19 protein-coding genes are annotated in these 21,756 nt (G+C 28.5%); 16 read left to right on the top strand and 3 right to left on the bottom strand.

Going from position 1 to position 21,756, the window contains the following annotated elements:
* Positions 1-211: 211 nt before the first annotated feature.
* Both I4V16_RS04015 and I4V16_RS04010 read left to right on the top strand, forming a co-directional pair.
* Positions 212-3,043, top strand: a complete 2,832-nt coding sequence (locus I4V16_RS04015) for a helicase C-terminal domain-containing protein (RefSeq protein ID WP_065423225.1) — start codon at positions 212-214, stop codon at positions 3,041-3,043.
* A gap of 21 nt (positions 3,044-3,064) precedes the next feature.
* Positions 3,065-5,413 (top strand): PAS domain-containing sensor histidine kinase, encoded by a 2,349-nt coding sequence (locus I4V16_RS04010; protein ID WP_053089765.1) that lies wholly within the window; start codon positions 3,065-3,067, stop codon positions 5,411-5,413.
* Between the two features lie 56 nt (positions 5,414-5,469).
* Here the strand turns inward: I4V16_RS04010 and I4V16_RS04005 are convergent, their stop codons facing one another.
* Positions 5,470-6,561, bottom strand: a complete 1,092-nt coding sequence (locus I4V16_RS04005) for a heavy metal-binding domain-containing protein (RefSeq protein WP_099330183.1) — start codon at positions 6,559-6,561, stop codon at positions 5,470-5,472.
* 107 nt (positions 6,562-6,668) lie between these two features.
* Between I4V16_RS04005 and I4V16_RS04000 the strand changes: the two genes are divergently transcribed.
* From I4V16_RS04000 to I4V16_RS03970, 7 genes are all read left to right on the top strand, one after another.
* Complete coding sequence (locus I4V16_RS04000; protein WP_099329808.1) at positions 6,669-7,169, top strand: gamma carbonic anhydrase family protein; 501 nt, start codon at positions 6,669-6,671, stop codon at positions 7,167-7,169.
* Between the two features lie 12 nt (positions 7,170-7,181).
* On the top strand, positions 7,182-7,595 hold the full coding sequence (locus I4V16_RS03995) for a hypothetical protein (RefSeq protein ID WP_049179014.1): 414 nt from the start codon (positions 7,182-7,184) through the stop codon (positions 7,593-7,595).
* A 32-nt stretch (positions 7,596-7,627) separates the two neighbouring features.
* Positions 7,628-8,257 (top strand): DUF488 domain-containing protein, encoded by a 630-nt coding sequence (locus I4V16_RS03990; RefSeq protein ID WP_099329809.1) that lies wholly within the window; start codon positions 7,628-7,630, stop codon positions 8,255-8,257.
* Positions 8,258-8,564: 307 nt separating this feature from the next.
* On the top strand, positions 8,565-9,335 hold the full coding sequence (locus I4V16_RS03985) for an endonuclease/exonuclease/phosphatase family protein (RefSeq protein WP_099329810.1): 771 nt from the start codon (positions 8,565-8,567) through the stop codon (positions 9,333-9,335).
* Between the two features lie 100 nt (positions 9,336-9,435).
* Positions 9,436-9,618, top strand: a complete 183-nt coding sequence (locus tag I4V16_RS03980; protein ID WP_049179016.1) for a ferredoxin — start codon at positions 9,436-9,438, stop codon at positions 9,616-9,618.
* A gap of 48 nt (positions 9,619-9,666) precedes the next feature.
* Complete coding sequence (locus tag I4V16_RS03975) at positions 9,667-9,843, top strand: (2Fe-2S)-binding protein (RefSeq protein WP_027097418.1); 177 nt, start codon at positions 9,667-9,669, stop codon at positions 9,841-9,843.
* Between the two features lie 90 nt (positions 9,844-9,933).
* Positions 9,934-11,889, top strand: a complete 1,956-nt coding sequence (locus I4V16_RS03970) for a TetM/TetW/TetO/TetS family tetracycline resistance ribosomal protection protein (RefSeq protein WP_111937882.1) — start codon at positions 9,934-9,936, stop codon at positions 11,887-11,889.
* Positions 11,890-11,951: 62 nt separating this feature from the next.
* Here the strand turns inward: I4V16_RS03970 and I4V16_RS03965 are convergent, their stop codons facing one another.
* Positions 11,952-12,359, bottom strand: a complete 408-nt coding sequence (locus I4V16_RS03965) for a hypothetical protein (RefSeq protein ID WP_195617484.1) — start codon at positions 12,357-12,359, stop codon at positions 11,952-11,954.
* A 157-nt stretch (positions 12,360-12,516) separates the two neighbouring features.
* On the opposite strand from I4V16_RS03965, the gene I4V16_RS03960 reads away from it, so the two are divergent.
* The 4 genes from I4V16_RS03960 (at position 12,517) to I4V16_RS03945 (ending at position 16,540) form a co-directional block, all read left to right on the top strand.
* Positions 12,517-12,753 (top strand): TIGR04540 family protein, encoded by a 237-nt coding sequence (locus I4V16_RS03960; RefSeq protein WP_049179019.1) that lies wholly within the window; start codon positions 12,517-12,519, stop codon positions 12,751-12,753.
* A gap of 146 nt (positions 12,754-12,899) precedes the next feature.
* On the top strand, positions 12,900-14,042 hold the full coding sequence (locus I4V16_RS03955; RefSeq protein ID WP_049179020.1) for a sensor histidine kinase: 1,143 nt from the start codon (positions 12,900-12,902) through the stop codon (positions 14,040-14,042).
* Between the two features lie 3 nt (positions 14,043-14,045).
* Positions 14,046-14,705 (top strand): response regulator transcription factor, encoded by a 660-nt coding sequence (locus I4V16_RS03950; protein WP_049179021.1) that lies wholly within the window; start codon positions 14,046-14,048, stop codon positions 14,703-14,705.
* Positions 14,706-14,980: 275 nt separating this feature from the next.
* Positions 14,981-16,540, top strand: coding sequence for a DNA mismatch repair protein MutS (locus I4V16_RS03945; protein WP_049179022.1), 1,560 nt, complete (start codon positions 14,981-14,983; stop codon positions 16,538-16,540).
* A 465-nt stretch (positions 16,541-17,005) separates the two neighbouring features.
* Here I4V16_RS03945 and I4V16_RS03940 read toward each other — a convergent pair whose 3' ends face one another.
* A complete protein-coding gene (locus I4V16_RS03940) occupies positions 17,006-17,725 on the bottom strand; it encodes a MurR/RpiR family transcriptional regulator (RefSeq protein ID WP_049179023.1) in 720 nt (239 codons plus the stop codon).
* Positions 17,726-17,962: 237 nt separating this feature from the next.
* Here I4V16_RS03940 and I4V16_RS03935 point away from each other — a divergent pair, with 237 nt between their 5' ends.
* The 3 genes from I4V16_RS03935 (at position 17,963) to I4V16_RS03925 (ending at position 21,747) form a co-directional block, all read left to right on the top strand.
* Positions 17,963-18,748, top strand: coding sequence for a carbohydrate deacetylase (locus I4V16_RS03935; RefSeq protein WP_049179024.1), 786 nt, complete (start codon positions 17,963-17,965; stop codon positions 18,746-18,748).
* Positions 18,749-18,819: 71 nt separating this feature from the next.
* Complete coding sequence (locus tag I4V16_RS03930) at positions 18,820-20,382, top strand: PTS transporter subunit EIIC (protein ID WP_049179025.1); 1,563 nt, start codon at positions 18,820-18,822, stop codon at positions 20,380-20,382.
* A gap of 39 nt (positions 20,383-20,421) precedes the next feature.
* Positions 20,422-21,747, top strand: coding sequence for a 6-phospho-alpha-glucosidase (locus I4V16_RS03925; RefSeq protein WP_195617499.1), 1,326 nt, complete (start codon positions 20,422-20,424; stop codon positions 21,745-21,747).
* Positions 21,748-21,756 lie beyond the last annotated feature (9 nt).

The following is a 21,756-nucleotide window of genomic DNA, read 5'->3' as shown; positions in this document are numbered from 1 at the left end:
TAAGAAAATATAGAATAAAAGATAATAATTTCATAATTTCCTTGCCTTTAGTAGGCGTGGGGGGATATTTGTTTTGATGTGACTTGGAGTGTAGCGACGGAACAAGCAAAATGAATATCCACTCCACTTTTTTTAGCTAAAAAATAATATTTTACTTATTTGAGTAGTTCTTGTAAAATACTAAGGTATGTATAAAGAAAGGAGTAGGGTTATGGATAATAGTATTTTAAATAATGTAGTATATCTTCATATTGATGCTACATCCTTTGATCCATTATACTCAGAAATAATAAGAATAGATGGAGTCAAAGTAAAAGAAGGTATTGTTGAAGTTTTCTCTACTTCCTTAAAGAATAAAGTACAAGATGTAAAAAAGTTAATATCATTTATAGAAGTGCTCCCAATAATATGTGAGGATGCTTCATTTACAAAGAGACTTTTAGAAAAATATATAAGTGATATAAAGAATAAAGTTTTAGATTTAAGGGAACTTTGCTCCATTTTAGAACCTTGGAGAAGGGATTATAGAGTTATAAGTTTAATAAAAGAAGTTACATCAATTGAGTTTGAGAATATAAATAAAGCAAAAAATATCCTTTATGTACTTAATGCATTTTTATGTAGATTGTGGGATAAGGAAGAAGGGTATAAAAAGAAAAATATTAGTTTATATAATATATTAAAACTTGATTATGACATCCATGAAAAATGGGGATGGGCAGAGTATGTACAGAAACCACTGTTTTTTAATTATAATGAATTTAATTATGTTAAATATAATAAAAAACAAGAAGTTAAAATTAAAGATACTAAGAAGAGAATTCCTTATAATGAATTTGAAAAGTTGTTAAGAAGGAAGGATATATGGAATAGAGGCGGTGAGTTTAATTATCAGTATAGAGAAGAGCAAGAGAAGTTTTCATTTAAGATAAGAGAAACCATCGAGAGGGAAGAACGTATATTTATAGAGGCTCCAACAGGAAGCGGTAAGACCTTTGCATATTTGCTTATAGGAATACTTCAATGTTATAAAAACTTAAGTACACATAAGGTTGAAGATGCATCCTTTATTATTTCTACAGATACTAAAGAGTTACAAAATCAACTTATTGATAGAGATATTCCCAGTATATTAGAGATGCTTGGGTTAAGTGATAAGATAAAGTTTGGATATATAAAAGGAAAAGGAAATTATTTGTGCCCAGAACGATTAGCTAAAAATAGTGAAGTCACTGGTAACTTAATAGAAAATTTAAGAGAGGTCTTTTTAAAAAGACTATGTGAAGATGGTGAGTATGGGGATATTGAAAAAGTATCTCAATTTGCCTTTAATCATTTTAATTTAGATGGAGATATAAATAAGTTTCTGTGTGATAGTGATGAATGTAATTTAGATAGATGCTACAAAAAGTGCTATTTAAGAAAGAGATATAATGAATTACCACAAGAAAATATAACAGTTGTAAATCATTCCCTACTTGCTAGTTGGCCATATAGTGAAAAGAAAAAGATTACTCATCTTATAATAGATGAGGCCCATAATTTAATGGATAAGTGCTATGACTTTTTTGCAGATGAATTTGAATCTAAAGGGTTAGAAGAACAGCTAGAGTACTTATATGGAAAGGAACCTTCTATCTTTAGAATTTTAAATTATTTAAATGCATCTTTAGGATATAGGGAAGTATTAGATTTAGATAAATTGAAGTATTTGGTATCACAAATAAATTTAGATATTCAAGGTATATTGGCTTATTTAAGTAATGCAGAGCTACCTAATGATGAATATAATTTTAAAGTAGAATATGTCTTAGCTGAATCTCATATTAAGGAAAAGCTGAAAGGGTTAGATGTATATATATCTAAGTTAAAAGAAAATATATATGCTTTATATTCAGTGTTAAATAAATATTTTAATAACATAACCTTAGAGGGGGAGGAAGGTAAGGAAGAACATGAATATAGGATGGTAACAAACTATATTTTAAAACTAAAGTCTTCCTTTGATACTCTAGATTCATTTATAGAACAGTCAGAAGGAAAAGGAAATACCGCAAAAGAGTTTGAGGTATCAAAAGATAACAGTTATTTTAGAATAAGAAACATACCATTAAATGTAGATGAATTATTTAATGAACAGATATTAAAGGATGTAAAAAGTGTTACATTTTTGTCTGCAACACTTAGAATTAATAATTCGTTTTCAAGAATTAAGTCTATATTAGGTCAGGAAGAAGCAAAGGAGTGGGTGGTTCCGCCTACTTTTAACTTAAGAGATAGAACTAGGATAATTACTTTAAAGGATATTGGAAGGTATAATAGTAGAGATTTTATAGAAAATTCTTCTAAGTTTATATATGAAATGGCTGTGAAGCTAAATGGTCACATACTAGTACTATTTACTAATAATTTAAGAAAACAAGCTGTTGAGGATAGACTTAATGAACTTGTAAAAGGAAGTAAAATAGAGGTACATTCAAATAAAAAGGCTATAAGATATTTAAGTGATATAGATAGACAAGTTATTATATTAGGAAGTAAGGGCTTTTTTGAAGGGATTGATTTACCTGGAGATGCATTAACATCAGTTATCTTGGATAAGATACCAAATAAATCTATTGAAGATCCATTATTAAAAGCAATAGTTAATTATAGAAAAAAGGACTATAGATATGTTAACTATCCACAACTTTGTATAAAAGTTAAACAAGTTTATGGAAGATTAATTAGAAGCACTACAGATTACGGATACTTTTGTATTTTAGATGGAGGAACTAATAATAAAACTCTTTTAAATCTGCAAAGAGACCTGGGTGGACCTATTATTGAGAATATATCTAAGAAGGAAGTATTAAGAAGTGTAGAAAGGGATTATTATAGGTGGAATTTGGAGAACTTAAAATCTATTTGTAAAAGTATAAATGAAGAGGAATTTTATAATTTATTTATAGAAGAAAATAAGAAAAGAAAGTCTTTCTTTAAGATAAATATTAATAATGGAAGATATGAAATTACAAATATGAATTTTAAGTTTACTAAATAGAAAAACAAGAGGTGGGAATATATGTTTTTAAATGAGGATAGATATAAAGATAACATGGGTGTTAAGTGGACTATATATTCAATTATTTTTTCTATAATCTGTTTTAACTTAGTGGCAATATTAATATTATTTTTTGGAAATGCAAAAGTAATAGAAGAATCTAATATAGAGAGTCTTGTAATAAACGGTGACATAATCTTGGCTATATTTTCATTAATATGTTGTTACACATTTTACTATATTTATAAAGAAGACGATATATTTATAATAAGCCAAGTATATACAATGATGACTATTGAGTTTATTATAATCAATGTCTTGGGAAATTATTGGGAAGTAGCGATAAGGGATAGATTTATAACAATAACGGCTATATACCTGTATGAAGGTTTTCTATTATCTTTTATAGTATATAAGAAAAATATATTATTTAAGTATATATTAAAGAATAAGCTATTATCCTGTATATTAGTATCTTTTATGTCCTTATTAATAATATTTGGAGGAATAGATAAAATAATAAGTTATGGAGATATAGTAAGTGAAAGAATATTTTCTTATTTAGTTTGGGGATTAATCTTATTCCACTTTATACTAGTATTTATATTATTTAAGAATAGTATAAATACAAAGAGAATTATTTATTCTATATTTGGAGCAAGTATAAATATATTAACCGTAAAGAATTTATATATTTTTATATTGTATAATAAATATCCTTATAATATAAGCGTGCTTGGATATGTATTAACATTTATGGCCTTTTTGGTAATAATAATAGGTTTGTTTTATGAAATGATTTTTAGAGTTAAAGAGTCTGATCAATTAAAACATAATCTAAATGTTTTTTATGCTGCAAATGAAAAGAATTTACAAAGTAATATCTTGGTGTACAACGATAATTATAAAATTGTATATGCAAATGAATTGGCAAGAGGAGTTATTGATGAGGGGATAACCCTAGAAGATCAGTATAATAGATTGGAGAAAATATCTATATTCAACATCAATGAAGATCTCTCTAAAAATATAAAAAAGGTACTCGAAGAAAATGGTACTTACTCGAATATACTGTATTTTAGTGAGTTGAAGAAATATTATGAGGTACACCTTCAAAAGGTAGTAACAGATGATTCAAAGTGGATAATAGGAAACTTTATAGATAAAACTGATAAATGTGAGGCCATAGATAAGTTAAAAATAAGTGAAAATAGGCTGAAGAGTGTAACAGAGAATATATTAGATTTTATTATTACTATTGATACAAGTGGAATAATTACTTTTGCTAATACCTCAGCTATAGAAAGTTTAGGCTTTGAAGTAGAGGAGCTAGTAGGGCATAGGTATGAAGAATTTTTAAAAAGGGATGATGGAGATATATTCGCAATTAATAATATTAAAAATAGTGATATAATAAAACATAAAATATTATGTAAGAATGGGAAAAGTGTAAGAGTAGAATCTGTTTTTAAACGTATTAACAGTGAATTTAAAGGATATGTTGTTGTATCTAGAAGTCTAGAAATGAAGGAAGAACTAAATTCCCTAAGAGTGAAATATAATGAAATTAAAGAATATGATAGAATAAGAGCAGAGTTTTTTGCAAACTTATCTCATGAGGTTCGAACACCTATAAATATTATTTATTCATGTCTTCAATTACTAAATAATCAAAAAAAGAATGGCTATGAGTCTTTAGCTAACTACTATATTAAATACGAAAAAACTATTAGTCAAAATGCATTTAGATTGTTAAGATTAGTAAATAACCTTATAGATATTTCCAAGTTAGATACAGGAGCAATGCAAATAAAAATTAAGAATATAGATATTATTAGTTTAATTGAAAATATAACATTGTCTACTGTTCCGTATGTTGAAGAAAAAAATATAAATATAATGTTTGACACTTCTATAGAGGAATTAATAGTAGGATGTGACCCTGAAAAAATAGAAAGGGTTATGTTAAATCTTATTTCTAATTCTGTTAAATTCACTCCTACAGGTGGAGAAATTTTCGTTGATATTCAAGTGGATGAAACTTGGGTATATGTAAGAGTGAAAGATACAGGAATAGGTATTCCTATGCATTTAAAGGATGTAATATTTGAAAGATTTGTTCAAAGTAATAAATCATTTAGTAGGGAGAGAGAAGGTAGTGGAATAGGCTTAGCTTTAGTTAAGGATATAATTAGCAAACATAATGGGGAAGTTATGTTAGAAGATAGTTCAGAAATAGGTAGTACATTTTTATTTAAAATTCCTAATTTAGTTAGAGATGATGTATGGCATGATGATGATAATAGAGCAGCTGAGACCGCAATACAAGAAAAGATTAATATAGAATTTTCTGATATTTATGATATATAACAAAAAAGTGGATGTATTAAAGAAAGTTTTAATACATCCACTTTTTTCAAAGTAAATTATTTATTGCTATAATATTTTTTTAGAATTTCATAAATGGATTTAAGATTCGATATCCTCTTTTCATAACTAAATATTTGTCCATCTCCTGCAACATATCTTGTAATTCTAGATGGTAGACCATATCTATCATAATTACAATTGAAACAACTTTGTCTATCCATTTCTACTGGAGATCCACAATGTTTACATATCCATGTATCTTTTTTCTTTCCAAAACCTTGAGATTTTATGGTAACATCCTTTTGATATTTTTTTTCTAATAAATCAATAAGCTCTCCTAAGGCATAAAAGTTATCCTTTGTTACAAGAGGAGGTTTAGCTGTTAGTGAAACTAAAAGGTCAATTTCTGTATCATTATTATCTAAATTTCTAAACTGTTCTAATATAGAGCTATAGTCAATAATATTGAAGGTTTTAATAAAAAGAGCCTTTTCTTTTGTTATATCATCAGTTGCGTACTTACATACCTCAGAGAAATTTTTACCCATTAGAAACTCAGTAACAGAATCGATATTATCCTTAAAACCGGAGAATATATTCTTAGCTTGGTTATTTCCAAGTTCTCTAATAAGTTTGTCTACAAGTATTTTTTCACTTCCGCTTGGTAATGATGCTAAAAATCCTTCAACCTCATCTATAGTGCAATTGTAAAAGTCTAAGGGAGCATTAGAAATAAGTGTGTTTGAATATAACCTTGATAAATCTAATTTGATATTTTCTTCTTCAGAATTACTATCATCATCATTAATAAGATTATTGATTTTACAAGCCGTTCCTGTAGCAGAAACCATAAACATTGAGTAGTTTGAACCAAAGATGGGCTCTAAATCAATATTTAACCCTAGTATACAATTCATGTCTAGTAAACGTGCTTTGTTTTCTAATGCATTTCTTGCCATAGATTTTAATTCATCTAATTCCCTTGTATAAGATTTTGATACTCCCCCTAAAATGTCAGTCCATCCTGCTAACCAGTCCCTTAAAAAGTTAGCTCCAGTGACAAAGTTTATAGATATATATCCATAATACTTTTCGATTTCATAGTTACCCATTAAAGTTGAAGTTGTAACAGTTAATATACTTCTCATAAATTTCCCCCCGCCTTTATAAATATATTTTAATTATACAATATATAGATAAAAGATTAAAATTTGTGGTAATATAATTAAGAAAAAAATAAATGAGGTAGGAAAGCATGATAAAAGGACTTGGAGAAAAAATACCTAATATTCATAAAAGTTGTTTTGTTGCAGAAAACGCAGCAGTTGTTGGAGATGTGGTTATTGGAGAAAATACATCTATATGGTATGGTGTTTGTATAAGAAGTGATATGGATAAAACTATAATTGGAAAAAATACTAATATACAAGAAAATAGCACATTACATAATGATTTTGGGATTCCAACTATAGTTGGTGATGAGGTGACTATAGGACACAATTGTGTTATACATGGATGTAAAATTTCTAATAATGTTTTAATAGGAATGGGTTCTGTAATATTAAATGGAGCAGAAATTGGAGAAAATACTATTATAGGAGCTGGAAGCTTAGTAACTCAAAATAAGAAAATACCATCAGGTGTACTTTGTATGGGAAGTCCAGCAAAAGTAGTAAGAGAATTAACTGAGGAAGAAATAAGATCTATAAAAGAATCTTCCGTTCATTATATTGAAATGGCAAATATGCATAAATAAGGAGTAATTAATATGTACGTAGCATTTGGAAATAGAGTTGTAGACAGTTTAGATTTTAAGAAATTAATAGAAGAGAATAGTAATTTTAAAGTGTTAAAGGATATGTCTAAAGGAAGTAAGAGAGAGGATGTAGTAGCTTTAAATTTAAGTTTATCTGCTGATATTTTAAAGGAAATATTATCAGATGATTATGATATTAATGAGCTAACGGAAGATGAACTATTTGAAGAATTATTAGGATTATTTACTGAACTTGGTACAGATTTAGAGGAGTTCATGCCAGATGATTCTGTTATTAATGTTGAAAGCTACAAATGGGATGAAAGCGATAATGATGTAAGGGGAATAATTGTTATAGTTCATGAAGATTTTAGCGAAGGAAAGCTTAAAGATGTAACTAGAAGACTATTAACCCAAGTAGAATAGATTATATTAATATAAAGAAGGGAGTCTTTAGTGTGGAGATATTTACAATAGGTCATTCAAATTATGATGTAGAGAGATTAATAGATATGCTAAGACGTTATAATATTAATTGTGTTGTAGATATTAGAGGTACTCCTTATTCTAAGTACAATATCCAATATAATAAAGAAACTATACAAAAAACTCTTGAAAGAGAAGGTTTTATATATATTTATATGGCGAAAGAGTTAGCTGCTAAACGTATAAATAAAGTTTCTTATAATGATGAAGGATATTCAGATTTTGAGAAAGTAGTTAAGGAAGAAGAATTTATAAAGGGAATTGAAAGATTAAGAAATGGTTGTAAAAAAGGGTATAGAATTGCCTTACTTGGTGCTATGCAAGATCCAATAAGGTGTCATAGAGCAATACTGGTTGGAAGAGCTCTAAGAGATGCAGGATTTAATGTTAAACATATTCTTCATGATTATTCTATAGGAAATCAAGAAGATATTGAAAACTCTTTACTTGAAAAGTATTATAAAGCTGGATATCAATTAACCTTAGACTGTTTAAATAGCAATATTTCAGAAGAGGATATGATAAATGAAGGATATAGGCATGCTAATAAAGAAATTGGGTATAGAATAGAACATATAGGTGAAGATAGAGAAAAAAATTAGTGGTAGGGAGTCTACCACTTTTTATTATTAATTAGGGATAAATTTTTAAAGTACCTATATCTAAAATAACTGGGGATAAATACAGGTAGTTAAGTATAATAAACAATTGAAGAATTAAAAAAGACCTTTAACACAACCTAAATAGATTGTGCTAAAAGTCTCGTTACCCAATGGGTTATAAGGCCAGGCGCTAACGACCAGTATGTTGACCCTATAGTTATAACTACTCCCTTTTAACTATACTATATACTATGTAATTAAGTAAAAATTGTGCTGTAAAAATATTTTTTTAAAAAGAGGTTTTCTTATGAGAATAATGACATTTAATTTAAGATGTGATTTTATTTTAGATATTAATAACAGATGGTCAAATAGAAAAGATATGGTAATAAATATTATAAAGAAATATAAGCCTGATATTATTGGAGTGCAAGAGTTAAGCAATGTTATGCATAGAGAATTGGTGGATGCATTAGAGGATTATTATGTGGTTGGAACTCCAAGAAGTAAAAAAATGTTTGTAGAAAGAAATGATATATTTATAGCTAGAGACTTTCATGTAGAAGAATATAAAACTTTTTGGCTTTCTAATACTCCACAAAAAATAAGTAGCTCTAGATGGTATTCTGTATTTCCTAGAATATGCACAGCAGCTGTGATAAGAGACAATAATGGGAATAAGTACAGGATATGTAATTCACATTTAGATTTTTTGTTTACAAAATCAAGAGTATATGAAGTGAGGAAAATTCTAAGTTTTATTGAAAATGAAGAAGATAAAGAAAAGATGCCAACCATTCTTATGGGAGATTTTAATGCATCACCAAATTCTAAAGTTATAGAAGAAATAAGAAAATATAACTATAACAACAAAAAGTTTGTAGCAGTACAGGACTACAAAAAAGAAATATATAATCATACTACAATGAGCAGGTTTAAAGGAAGAAGTAAGGGAATTCATATTGACTATATTTTTGTGACAGATAATTTATCAATTAAAAGCACTGAAATACTAACATATAATGAAAATGGAAAGTATCCTTCAGATCATTATCCTCTAATTTCAGAAGTGGAATGATATAAAGTATTGACAAATAACAATTATTAATTGATAATATAGTTGAGCATTCTAGTCGGATTTGGAATGCTATAAAGGTTATTTTGGAGGTTTTAGTTTTATGAAAGCATTCGTTGATGAAAATACTTGTATATCATGTGGATTATGTGAAGGAACATGCTCAGAAGTTTTCTCATTAGATACTGGAATAGCAGTTGCAGGTGAAGTTGTAGACGGAACTGAAGATGCTGTAAGAGAAGCGTGCGAAAACTGCCCAGTAGCAGCAATATCTATAGAAGAATAAAAAAAATTTTTTTGCAGAAATTATATCTATAGAAAAGGAGTTGAGCATATGTCAAATACAGTATGTTTATGTAAAGGTGTTTCAGAAGAAACAATAGTTGAAGCAATAAAGAATGGTGCAAAAACTTTTGATGAAGTAAGTGAAAAGACAGGAGCAGGTACTGGATTCTGCCATGCATCAAGATGTAAAGAAACTATTTTAAAATTAATAGATGAAAATAAGTAGTTTTTAGTAAATAATCCTAGTTTGGTTTTCAAACTAGGATTATTTTTTTGTATAATAAAAGTAAGTAATAAAAGAAGGGATATATATCATATGAAGAAAACTATAGGAATATTAGCACATGTAGATGCGGGAAAAACTACTTTTTCAGAGCAATTACTTTATCATACAAATAGTATAAGAACTAGAGGAAGGGTTGATTACAAAAATTCATATTTAGATAATCATAATATAGAAAGGTCACGTGGTATAACTGTATTTTCCCATGATGCCATATTTAACATTGGTGAATCTACATATTATTTGTTAGATACCCCAGGTCATGTTGATTTTTCTACAGAAATGGAAAGAACTATATCCATGTTGGATTATGCCATATTAATAATTAGTGCAGTAGAAGGAATTCAAGGCCATACAGAAACAGTATGGAATGTATTAAAGAAAAATAAGATTCCTACATTCATGTTTATAAATAAGACAGATAGGGTAGGGGCAGAGGTAGATAGGGTTATAAATGAAATAAAAACTAACTTTTCTAATAAAATTTGTTTCATAGAAAATAGTTTAGAAGAGGAGCTAAGTGAAGAGGTAGTTGAAGGAATTTCAGAAAATGATGATGAGCTAATTGAAAAGTATTTAAATGGTGAATATAGTAAAGATGAGTGGATTAGGGCTTTAAGAAATCAAATAAAGGAGTGCAAAATTTATCCAGTATTTTCAGGGTCAGCTTTACAAGATATAGGTATGAAGGAATTTATATACGCTTTAGATAATCTAACATATACAAGTTATGATAATGAAGGTGACTTTAAAGGTACTGTATATAAGGTGAAATATGATGAAGATAATAAAACTAGGATAACATTTATTAAATGTACTAATGGGAAGCTTAAAGTAAGGGATGAAATTAAATATAAAGACAAAAAAGATAAGGTTAGTAATATTAGAATTTATAATGGTGAAAAATTTAAGAGTGTTAATTCTGTAGAGGCTGGAGATATATTTGGAGTTGCAGGAGTTACAGAATTATATCCAGGTGAAACTATAGGGGATAAGAAAGAAAATATAGTATATGACTTTATTCCAATTATGGTATCAAAGGTAATATTTAATGATGATATCAATGCTAAAGAAGTATTTAATTACTTTAAGATTTTGAATAGTGAGGACCCTTTATTGAATGTAACATGGGTGGAAGAGTTTGAAGAAATAAATGTTCATATTATGGGAAGGATTCAAACTGAAATTTTAAAGGAAATAGTTAAGGAAAGATTTAACTTAGATATTGAATTTGGTCCTTGTAATATTTTATATAAAGAAACCATTAAAGAAAAAGCTATTGGATCAGGTCATTTTGAACCGTTAAGACATTATGCAGAAGTTCACTTATTAATGGAACCTAATAATAGGGACAAAGGAATAACATTTGAAAATAAGTGTCATAGTGATAATTTAAATATAGGACAGATGAATCTTGTAAAAACGCATGTATTTGAAAGAGAGCATAGAGGAATACTTACAGGTTCTCCAATTACTGATATAAAATTTACTCTCTTAACAGGGAAAGCTCATTTGAAACACACTAGTGGAGGGGATTTTAGAGAAGCTACCTATAGAGCAATAAGGCAGGGGTTAGAACAGGTGGAAAATATTCTTTTAGAGCCATACTATAGGTTTAAAATTAGTGCAGATATAGAATATATGGGAAGAATTATTTCAGATATACAAAGATTAAGTGGAAGTTTTAATGCCCCAGGACAAAATGAAAATAAGGTAGTTATACAGGGGAGAGGGCCAGTATCTACATTTATGGATTATAGTAATGAATTTAATGCATTTACAAAGGGAAAAGGTAGTATTAGTCTTATATATGATGGGTATGATAAGTGTCATAACTGGGAAGATGTGATAGAAAGTAGAGGATATAATAAAGATGCAGATATAGAATACACATCTACTTCAATTTTTTGCTCAAAAGGACAAGGATATTTAGTTAAATGGGACAAGGTTAAAGAAGAAGTTCATTGTGATTTAGAAGGTTTAATTTAATGATTCACTTGTTATAAAGGAGGATAGACTAGGAAAATTTTTTTATCCTAGTCTATCCTCTTTTAACTATCTAGCTTCTTTATAAGGCTAATGGCAAGGGCTGGGTCATATTCAATAAGTAAACTAAGTAGATTTTTATAATTACTTAATTCATTTGATTCCTTAGTCATTGCTATTTCTGGATTTTTAGAATACTTATCTTGAAAATAATTGATAATTGATTTATTAAGAGAAAGAAAATATTCACTATCATTTATATTAGTTAAAGGTTCAGACTTATTAATTATTAGGTTAACTATATCTTTTAAACAAGGTATCTGTTTAATTTTATACATAGCGAGAATATCTTCACAAACAACTTCACTTTTAGTTAAATTATCATCCCAGCTATTTATAATATCTTGAACTATTGTATACCTTTTTGATTGAAGAGATATATTTAATGTCTTATAAACTTTAGTTTCATTCATTCTAAAATCACCTCATTAATATTATTTATAAAAATATATGTAAAGTAAGTAGATAAAATGATAAAAAATCTATATTAAATCTTAAGTGTTGCATTTTTATTATCCAGTTGTTAAACTTTAAGTGAAAGTTACATTAAATTATAAGGAGTACTTAAAGATGAGAGTTAGTTATAGAAATCCTAAAGAATTAGCTACAGCCGTAAAAGATGCAATTGATACTTATTTAGAAGATCTAATGTCTTATGAAGATTTAGAAAAAAAGATTTTAAAAATGATAGAAGTAAATGAAGAGAGATTAGTTAAGAATGGCAACGTTGATAGAAAGGTATCATTGGTTCTTGGAGAAGATAGAGTTGAAATTATTAACAAGATAATAAAAGATAATGAAAAATAAAAACTCACGATTGTGAGTTTTTTTATTTTATAAATATAGTGGATAAATATGTAAAAATATATAATTATATATAAAAAGAAGGAGTTTTAAGTAAAATATTGAATATTTTATCTTAGAAGAATATTTTACTTAATAAGGGGTATGTAATGGGTAATGGTATAAAAGATATAAATTTAATTTTAGAAAAAGTAATAGAAGAAATAAATGAAGGTAAAGATAAAATATTTAATATTACAGAGAATCTTAAAAATGAGTTTGAAAATCAAAAGCAAGAATTAGAGATAATTTTATTTAATATAAAGCAGACAATTAAAGAGGTAGACCAATTAGAAAAAAAGGATAGGGAGATGAGAAACAAACTAGCTAAGGTTTCAGCTGATTTAAATGTATCTGACGAAGTAGTAAAGGGCGTTTATAACGAAGCTCTTGAAACTAAAGTAAGATATATAACAAAACAAAAAGAAGAGCGTGAATTAAGGGTAAAAAGGGATAAGCTTGAGATATCCTTAAAAAATTATCTTAAAAACATTGAAGAAGCTGAAAGTGTTGTATGTCAAGTAAATGTAGTTTTAAACTATTTATGTGGTGATTTAGGCAAAACAGTTGCTAGTATAAATGAAAAGAACAATCAAGAGATGGTTATAAAGGTACTAGAAATACAGGAGGCAGAAAGAGGACGAATAGCAAGAGATATTCATGATGGGCCAGCTCAATATTTAGCAAGTTCAATAATGAGAATAGACTTTTGCAAGAAAATATTGATGGAAGACTTGGAGAGGGGGCTCCAAGAAATAGATGAGTTGAAAAGTACAGTAAAAAAAGCACTAATAGAAGTAAGAGGAATTATATTTAATTTAAGACCACCGTATTTAGAAAAGCAAACTTTAGAGGAATCAATTCAAGATTTAATTGATACTTTTTCAGATGAAAGTAACGTAAATATAAAGTTTAAGATGTTAAATTACGATAAATGTAATGATACTATAGAAATAGGTGTCTATAGAATAGTACAAGAACTTATATGTAATGTAAAGAAACATTCTAAGGCTAATTATGTAGATATTTTAATAGAAAAAGGAAAAGAGTACTTGTTTATTAATTTTGCAGATGACGGAATAGGTTTTGACTTAGATGAGGTTGTGCATGAATCAAAACTAAAGAAAATATCATATGGAATAGTGGGGATATTAGATAGAGTAGAAGGATTAGGTGGTAAGGTAGACATTAATTCTAGAGTGAATAAGGGAACAAGGTATAGGATAAGGTTACCTATTTTAGGGGGAGTATGATAGATGATTAATATTGCAATAGCTGATGATCACGCTTTAATCAGGGAAGGATTAAGCAAGATATTAAGTCATGAAAATGATTTAAATATAGTGGCAGAAAGTAGTAGTGGAGAAGACTTAATTAAAAAAATAGAAGGAATAGATGTTGATATAGTCCTTTTAGATATAAATATGTATGGTTTAGATGGAATAGAAACCCTAAAAATCATAAAGAAGAAGTATGATAAAATAAAAGTTATTATTTTAACAGTTGAAAAACAAAGAAGAAAAATAAGGGAAGCAATGGATTTAGACGCCTCAGGATATGTATTAAAGGAATCAGCTGGAAGTGAAATAACTAATGCTATTAGAACAGTATATGCTGGTGGAAAATACATAGATAAATCATTGATAGATTCATTTATTAATGATGTAAATATTGAGGGGACAAATAATTTACTTGATTCATTAACTAATAGAGAACTTAGAATATTACTTGAAATATCTAATGGACTTAAAAATAAAGATATAGCAGAAAAGTTATATTTATCAGAAAAAACGATAAAGAATTATGTAACAACTATATTTAAAAAGATAGGAGTTGAAGATAGGGTTCATGCTACTATCTTTGCCATAAATAATGGTATAGAGGAATATTATAACAGAAGGGTACATACAAAATAGGAAAAAGGTCCTAAGAAAAAGGGGACTTTTGCCTACTTGAGCTTGGCAAAAATTACTATATAATTAAATTATAAAATTAATCTTGCTTTGTAGTTAATTCTCCCAGGATTAAGTACCTGTTTCCCCAAACGGGCAAGATGATTTTATAATGTTATATCGTTTGCAGTGTTTCATAAAAAGGTGTAGATTTTTCTACACCTTTTTGCTTTATATAAGTAAAACATTGTTAAGTGCATTTTTTATGTGATAATATAGAATAAATTGGAGGGGTGATTATGAGCTTAAAAGATGATGTAAGAGTTGACTTTTTGAAGGAACAAAATAAAACAAGAGAGTTTGATAAAATAAGGGTTTTAAGTGATATTAGTGAAGAAAATGAATATTCTATTGATGATCAAACTTGGAATGATTTGAATATGAATGATATATATGAGGAGATAGATAAAACATATTCCACTCCTGGAGAACAGGTGTTATATTCTATTTTTAAAAATCCTTTAATGAGTGAGGAGAAACTTAATAAAAGAAGTGAATTAATAGATTATTTTATAGAAAATCAAGATTTAACTACAGAGATTAGATTTAATCTATTTAAGTTAGGACATGATAAGAAAAATAGATTGTTAGAGATGATATCTGATAAATTACCTGTAAATAAGAAAAAGTATTGGTTATATAAGGTTCTTGGAAATTTTATTCCTATAGCATTAATTGCTTTAGCCTTTATTTTTAAAGAACCTAGACTAAATCTTTTATTATTAGTAAGTGTATTTGTAACTATAGAGATTAATAGAAAAGAGAGGGAAATAATTAAATCTCATGGACTAAGTTATTTAAGTGATTTATTTATAACTAGTGAAAAGATATGTAAAATTAAAGATCCTAAGATATCTCACTATGTAGAAAACTTAAAGTATAACTTAGAGAATATTAGTTATTTAAAAAAGGGTACTACAGTAATTAAAATTATTAATGCCTTTGGAGGATTACTTGAGTTATTATCAATACCTTTTTTATTAGAAGAAACTACTTTCTATAAAATAAGTGACAAAATTGAAGAGAATGCAGGTGAAATATATAGAATTTATTATTTAATAGGTGAATTAGATGCTTTAACAGCTATGGCTAGCTATAAGGCTTGCAATAAAAGTAAACTGTCAAAACCTAGATTCATTAATGAAAATAAATTAAAGGTTGTAGATGGGGTACATCCTGCTTTAAAAAAACCTGTACCTAACTCAATAAGTATTAATGGTAAAGGAATAGTCCTTACAGGTACAAATATGTCTGGAAAATCTACTTTTTTAAGAATGCTTGGGGCTAATATAGTTCTAGCTCAAACTATGAATTTTGTTATGGCTAAAGAGTATGAAGGATGTTTTTTAAATATAGTTTCATCTATTGCTCCTAAGGATGATATAAATGCTGGGAAAAGCTATTATTTAGCAGAAGCAGAATCAATACTTAGAATAATTAAAGCTTTAGAAAAGGATGTAACTGTATTCTGTCCTATTGATGAAATTTTTAGAGGAACAAATCCTGTTGAAAGAATATCCTCTTCAGCGGAAATATTAAGTTATATTAATGAAAGAAATGCTATTGCAATTGTTGCTACTCATGACAGGGAATTAACAGATATGCTTAAAGATGAGTATGAGTTTTATTACTTTAGCGAAGATATAGATGATAATACTGGATTAAGCTTTGATTACAAATTAAAGAAGGGAGTTTCTAAAACTAGAAATGCCATAAGGCTTTTAGAGTATATTGGATATCCAAATGAGATTATACAGAAATCTTATAAGAGATCAGAGGAATTAGAAAAGTATATATAGCTTAATTATGTTAAGAGAAGGATATGTTTATTATCCTTCTTTTATTTTTAGAAAACTATAGATTAAAAAGGATATCTGGGATAGCTTTAGTAAAATTCTATATGTATAGAGAGATTTGAATTGATTAAAGCTGATTAACCTAAAAAGAAATATTTATATATTGTTATAAATATAAAAATATATAAGTATATAAATATTATAAATTGCAATAACAAATTGAACTAATCTGTATTTATGATTTAAACACTTGAAGTTACTTAAATTGAATATATTTGATCTAAGTGTAACTCAAATAACTCTTCTTGAGTTTTTTATTTAGTTCAATTTCATTTTACAATTAGTCATCAAAATATAATTAATATTATTTTTCAAAAAATACATTTAGTAAATAAAAAGGGGCTGTATCAAATTTTTTTTGATATAGCCCCTTTTTCAACAAACTGAAAAAGCATAAATCAAAAAGATTTATGCTTTTGTATAACGATTTATAAGGTACTCCATTAAATTTAAAGAGTTACCAAAAAAGTAATTTAAATTTTGATTTTCATGATCTATACCAGTTCTTCCACTTTCTACAATGAAGGAAAGGTCACTTTTGGCAGTGTAGCTACTGTGTTCTGTAGCTGTCAAAGCAATAACTTTACCACCATAATTCTTACATTCATCCATTTTGAGCAAACCGTTTTTATTTTCGCCTGATTGAGAAAATGTAATTAAGGTATATGGTGTTTGATCTGACACCAAACTGATTTCCACACCTTCTAAATCAATAGCATAAATTTTTTTTAAGAGTAATTTACGATAAGTATAATTAACTAGAGTTTGACAAAATCCTTCACCAAACAAGTAGATTTTTTTATTAGAAAAAGCATCATTAAAATAACTATCTATTTGATCCCAGTCTTGAGTTACACTCACAAAAGGCAAGTATTCCAATTGATTTGTAGACTTATGTGAGTATTCTTTTGAAAGGAAAAAAATGAGTTCTTTAAAATTATTAAAGCCTGCTCTTTTTGCTAAGCGACTGATTGAGGATTGTGAGGTATAGTTCATTTGTGCAACAGTACGAATGTCGATGATGGCTTTGCTTTTAATTGATTCTATAATGCTCTCTATTATTTTTTCATCTTCATCGCGAAAGTTACTGTTGGGAAACAAACGATTTAAATAGTAAATTTTGGACATAATATCACGCTCCTGTGAAAATATATTCATAAAATGAAATCGTAGCCATACTAGTGTATAAGCGTTGTTTACGTTTTTTTTATATAATATACTATTAACATAAAGAAAGCAAATACAATTGTATGAATATAGTTTCTTTAATAAATCTGTTAAGCTGTTATGAAAGAATAGCTTAATAAAATCTAGATTTTATTGTTCTTTAAATTAAAAGATCGTCTTTAATGAAAGAGGGAGATTATGAAAAAAGTAATTATAAATGCTGATGATTTTGGATACTCTTCAGCGGTCAACCTAGGAATCATAAAAGCTTATAAAGAAGGGATTCTGACCTCTACAACTTTAATGGCAAATATGCCAGGATGTGATGAAGCTATTACGCTTGCTAAGGAAAACCCAGATCTTGGAGTGGGAGGTCATCTTGTCTTAACTTGTGGAAAACCTTTAACTAAAGGAGAGTCACTCATAGATGAAAACGGAGATTTTTATAGTCTAGCTGAATATAAAAAACATCGTAATGAAATGTGTGATGAAGAAATTTTTCAGGAATGGTCTCATCAAATAGATTATTTAATGGATCATGGACTTAAGCTGACTCATTTGGATAGTCATCATCATGCCCATACATTTCCTGAAAACTTGGAGATAACGAAAAGAATTGCAGATAAATATCATTTGTGTTTTAGAAATGTCTTTGAGTTAGAAGAAAATATAGATTTACCTGTTCAGAAGGGAATTAAGGGATTTCTAGATTTAATGGATCATTCCGCAATTCGTGACTTAACAATACCCTTTGAAAAAAATCGAATTAGATGTTTCGAGGAAGTTCAAGCAGTCCTTGATCAAGTTGAGGATAATGAGATAACAGAGCTTATGGTTCATCCAGCTTATGTAGATGAGATTCTGTATTTCAATTCTTCATTCAATATTCAAAGGATGAAGGAAGTATCAATTTTGTGTGACTCTCAAATGAAGCAACTATTTGCAGATAATCAGATTGTTACATGTAGTTACAAAAATGTATAAGTATTTGTTAATTATTAACTTTTTTAAAAGTTGTAATAATTAAATTAATACTATTAAAGGGGGAGATATATATGAAGGAGAAATTTGTTAAATCAGCTAGTATTTTTTCAAAAGCAATTATTCAGCCAGTAATGTTTATGGCGGTGACTGGAATTATTTTATCAGTTTGTGCAATTTTAAAACTGGAATTTATGCCAACCTTCACAAAAAATATTGGGGATTTTATCTTTAATATTTTATCTGGTGGTATGATTGGTCAACTAAGTGTTATATTTTGTGTAGGAATTGCTGCAGCATTAGCAAAACCAAAATATAAAACAGATGCGGCAATTTTAGGAATTATTACATTTTTAATATTTTTATATGCAAATAATTCTTGGTTAACAATTACGGATCGCTTGGCTGTTGCTGGAGAACAAGGACTTTATGGTACTGGACAAGGAATGGTCTTTGGTATTCAAGTAACTGATATGGGAGTTTTTCTAGGAATATCTTTAGGTGTGTTCGTAGGATGGATGGTCAATAAATTCGGAGAGATTAAGCTACATAAGTATTTGTCACCATATGCTGGTACAAAGTCTGTTTACATCTTAATCGTATTTGCAACAATTCTATTTGCAATAGGAATTACTTATGTTTGGCCAATAGTTAATTCAGCAGTTGAAGGAGTGGTTAAAACAACTACAACTGCGGGATCAGTGGGGTTCTTCTTCTATGGGTTCTTAAATCGTCTTCTTTTGCCAGTAGGTTTACATCACTTTTTGTGGATGCCAATTTTTTATACTCCACTTGGTGGTATCGCAGAAATTGCGGGTCAAACGTATAACGGTGCATTTAATATCTGGTTAGCAGAATTAGGAAATGCAAGTCAAATTACAACAATGCATCCATCGATAGGTTATCTATCAAACTTTGGTTCAATTTCTTTACCAATTGGTATTGCCTTTGCAATTTGGAAAACAGCACGTCCAGAAAATAGGAAGAAGGTTGCTACAATTTTAATTCCAACTGTAACTACAGCTTTCTTGGCTGGTGTTACTGAGCCACTAGAATTTTTATTCTTGTTTTTATCACCAGTTTTATGGGTAGCGCATGCTGTAGTATATGGATTGAGTTTATTCATTACAAACCTAGTAGGTATTGCTATTCAGTTTGATACAGGAATAAATATGATTATCAATAGTTTTGCAATTCCAACACGCTTAGGTCATCAATATTTAATTCCAGTAATCTTTATAGTAACTGCTGTTTTAGAGTATTTTGTCTTTAAAAAATTAATAGTGAAATTAAATATTCCAACATTAGGACGTGAAGGATCCGAGGTTGTAAGTGAGCCAGTCCTTGATTCTATTGTAGGTAATTCTGATTCAGGATTTGAACCACAAATTCAAAATATCGTTGCTGGTTTAGGTGGTGCAGACAATATTGAAAGCATCATTAATTGCTACACAAGATTACGTGTTGATGTAAAAGATGAAAATAAAGTTAACATTAAAGTATTAAAAGAAAAGGTCAAGTCTTCTGGAATTGTTGATAAAGGTAAACACATCCAAATCGTAATTGGTATGGGTGTAGAACAAGAACGTGAAAAAGTTGAAGCTTATATAGATTATTTAAAAAAAGTACATGTATAAAGTAAGAAATAGTTTTTGAAAATTGGAGGAAGATAGAAAATGGGTAATAAATTTGTAATGGTTGGTGGCGGTTCTACTCAGTCACCTGGTATTTTAGAAGTTTTAAGAAAGCGTGCAAAAGAATTAAACTTAAGTGATTTAGTTTTATATGATATTGATGAAGAAAGAGTTTCTTTGCTTGGACAATATACGAAAATGTATTATAAGGAATTAGGCTCTAAAGTAAACGTTACATACACAACAAATATTGATGAAGCTTTAAAAGGTGCTGACTTCTTATTTATGCAAATTCGTCCAGGCTTGAATAAACAAAGAGCTATTGATGAAAAAATATGTTTAAACAATGGTGTTGTTGGTCAAGAAACTTGTGGTTTAGGTGGATTCTCATTTGCTATGAGGGTAATCCCAGCTGTTTTAGAAATCGTTAAAAAGGTAAAAGAAATTTGTCCTAAGGCTTGGATTTTAAACTATACAAATCCAGAGGCTATTTTATCAGAAGCAATTTATCGTGAGTTTCCAGATGCAAATGTTTTGTGTATTTGTGATATGCCGATTTCAATTGAAGGTGCCATTGCAAAGTACTTTAATAAGGAACACCGTGATTTAACCTTTAAATACTTTGGACTGAATCATTTTGGTTGGTGGACAAATGTTTATGATGAAAATGGCTTTGATTTGTTGCCACAATTACGTGAAGATGTTCTTTCGGGTAAAATTGATACGCTTTTAATGTCAAATGATGAAACTGTTGGAGATCAATATTGGGTGAACACTTATAAACAAATGATTAGTCTATTTAAAAGATTCCCAGAGTATTTCCCTAATTGTTACTTACAGTATTATTTGACTCCAGATGAAATGGTTGCGCATGATGACGTTTCGTTTACTCGTGGAGATTATGTAATGCAAGGTAGGGAAAAACGTATTTATGATGAATGTCGTAGAGTGATTTCAGAAGGGTCGGCTAAGGATTCTTCACTACATGCAGGAGTTCATGGCAATTATATTGTAGATATTGCTTATGCGATTATTCATAATACTAGGGAAAGATTTATAGTCAATAAAAAGAATCATGGTGCAATCTCTAATTTTGATCCAGAAGCAGTTGTTGAGACACCAGCTTATATTGGTTCAATGGGAGCTGAAACCATCAATATTGGTGAAATACCAACTTTCCAAAAAGGATTGATGGAAATGCAAAAAGCATATGAAAAAATGACAGTTGACGCAGCATTATCTGGATCTTACCAAAAAGCCTTAGAAGCTGTGATGCTTAACAAAACAATGCCTAATTACACTGTGGGTAAAAAGGTGTTAGATGAATTATACGCAGCTAATAAGGGACTATGGCCTGAATTAAAGTAAGCTATTACT

The organism is Clostridium sp. 1001283B150210_160208_E6, assembly GCF_015669365.1.
Classification (GTDB): Bacteria; Bacillota; Clostridia; order Clostridiales; family Clostridiaceae; genus Clostridium; species Clostridium paraputrificum.
Note: the sequence above shows the minus strand (reverse complement) of the source record. Positions and strands in the feature narration are given on the sequence as shown.

What these genes read in the sequence shown, in the direction of transcription:
- I4V16_RS04015 (WP_065423225.1), top strand. Translation starts at nt 212, where the DNA reads ATGGATAATAGTATTTTAAATAATGTAGTATATCTTCATATTGATGCT.
- I4V16_RS03955 (WP_049179020.1), top strand. Translation starts at nt 12,900, where the DNA reads ATGGGTAATGGTATAAAAGATATAAATTTAATTTTAGAAAAAGTAATA.
- I4V16_RS03980 (WP_049179016.1), top strand. Translation starts at nt 9,436, where the DNA reads ATGAAAGCATTCGTTGATGAAAATACTTGTATATCATGTGGATTATGT.
- I4V16_RS03945 (WP_049179022.1), top strand. Translation starts at nt 14,981, where the DNA reads ATGAGCTTAAAAGATGATGTAAGAGTTGACTTTTTGAAGGAACAAAAT.
- I4V16_RS03975 (WP_027097418.1), top strand. Translation starts at nt 9,667, where the DNA reads ATGTCAAATACAGTATGTTTATGTAAAGGTGTTTCAGAAGAAACAATA.
- I4V16_RS03925 (WP_195617499.1), top strand. Translation starts at nt 20,422, where the DNA reads ATGGGTAATAAATTTGTAATGGTTGGTGGCGGTTCTACTCAGTCACCT.
- I4V16_RS03930 (WP_049179025.1), top strand. Translation starts at nt 18,820, where the DNA reads ATGAAGGAGAAATTTGTTAAATCAGCTAGTATTTTTTCAAAAGCAATT.
- I4V16_RS04005 (WP_099330183.1), bottom strand. Translation starts at nt 6,561, where the DNA reads ATGAGAAGTATATTAACTGTTACAACTTCAACTTTAATGGGTAACTAT.
- I4V16_RS03995 (WP_049179014.1), top strand. Translation starts at nt 7,182, where the DNA reads ATGTACGTAGCATTTGGAAATAGAGTTGTAGACAGTTTAGATTTTAAG.
- I4V16_RS04000 (WP_099329808.1), top strand. Translation starts at nt 6,669, where the DNA reads ATGATAAAAGGACTTGGAGAAAAAATACCTAATATTCATAAAAGTTGT.
- I4V16_RS03970 (WP_111937882.1), top strand. Translation starts at nt 9,934, where the DNA reads ATGAAGAAAACTATAGGAATATTAGCACATGTAGATGCGGGAAAAACT.
- I4V16_RS03985 (WP_099329810.1), top strand. Translation starts at nt 8,565, where the DNA reads ATGAGAATAATGACATTTAATTTAAGATGTGATTTTATTTTAGATATT.
- I4V16_RS03940 (WP_049179023.1), bottom strand. Translation starts at nt 17,725, where the DNA reads ATGTCCAAAATTTACTATTTAAATCGTTTGTTTCCCAACAGTAACTTT.
- I4V16_RS03960 (WP_049179019.1), top strand. Translation starts at nt 12,517, where the DNA reads ATGAGAGTTAGTTATAGAAATCCTAAAGAATTAGCTACAGCCGTAAAA.
- I4V16_RS04010 (WP_053089765.1), top strand. Translation starts at nt 3,065, where the DNA reads ATGTTTTTAAATGAGGATAGATATAAAGATAACATGGGTGTTAAGTGG.
- I4V16_RS03965 (WP_195617484.1), bottom strand. Translation starts at nt 12,359, where the DNA reads ATGAATGAAACTAAAGTTTATAAGACATTAAATATATCTCTTCAATCA.
- I4V16_RS03950 (WP_049179021.1), top strand. Translation starts at nt 14,046, where the DNA reads ATGATTAATATTGCAATAGCTGATGATCACGCTTTAATCAGGGAAGGA.
- I4V16_RS03935 (WP_049179024.1), top strand. Translation starts at nt 17,963, where the DNA reads ATGAAAAAAGTAATTATAAATGCTGATGATTTTGGATACTCTTCAGCG.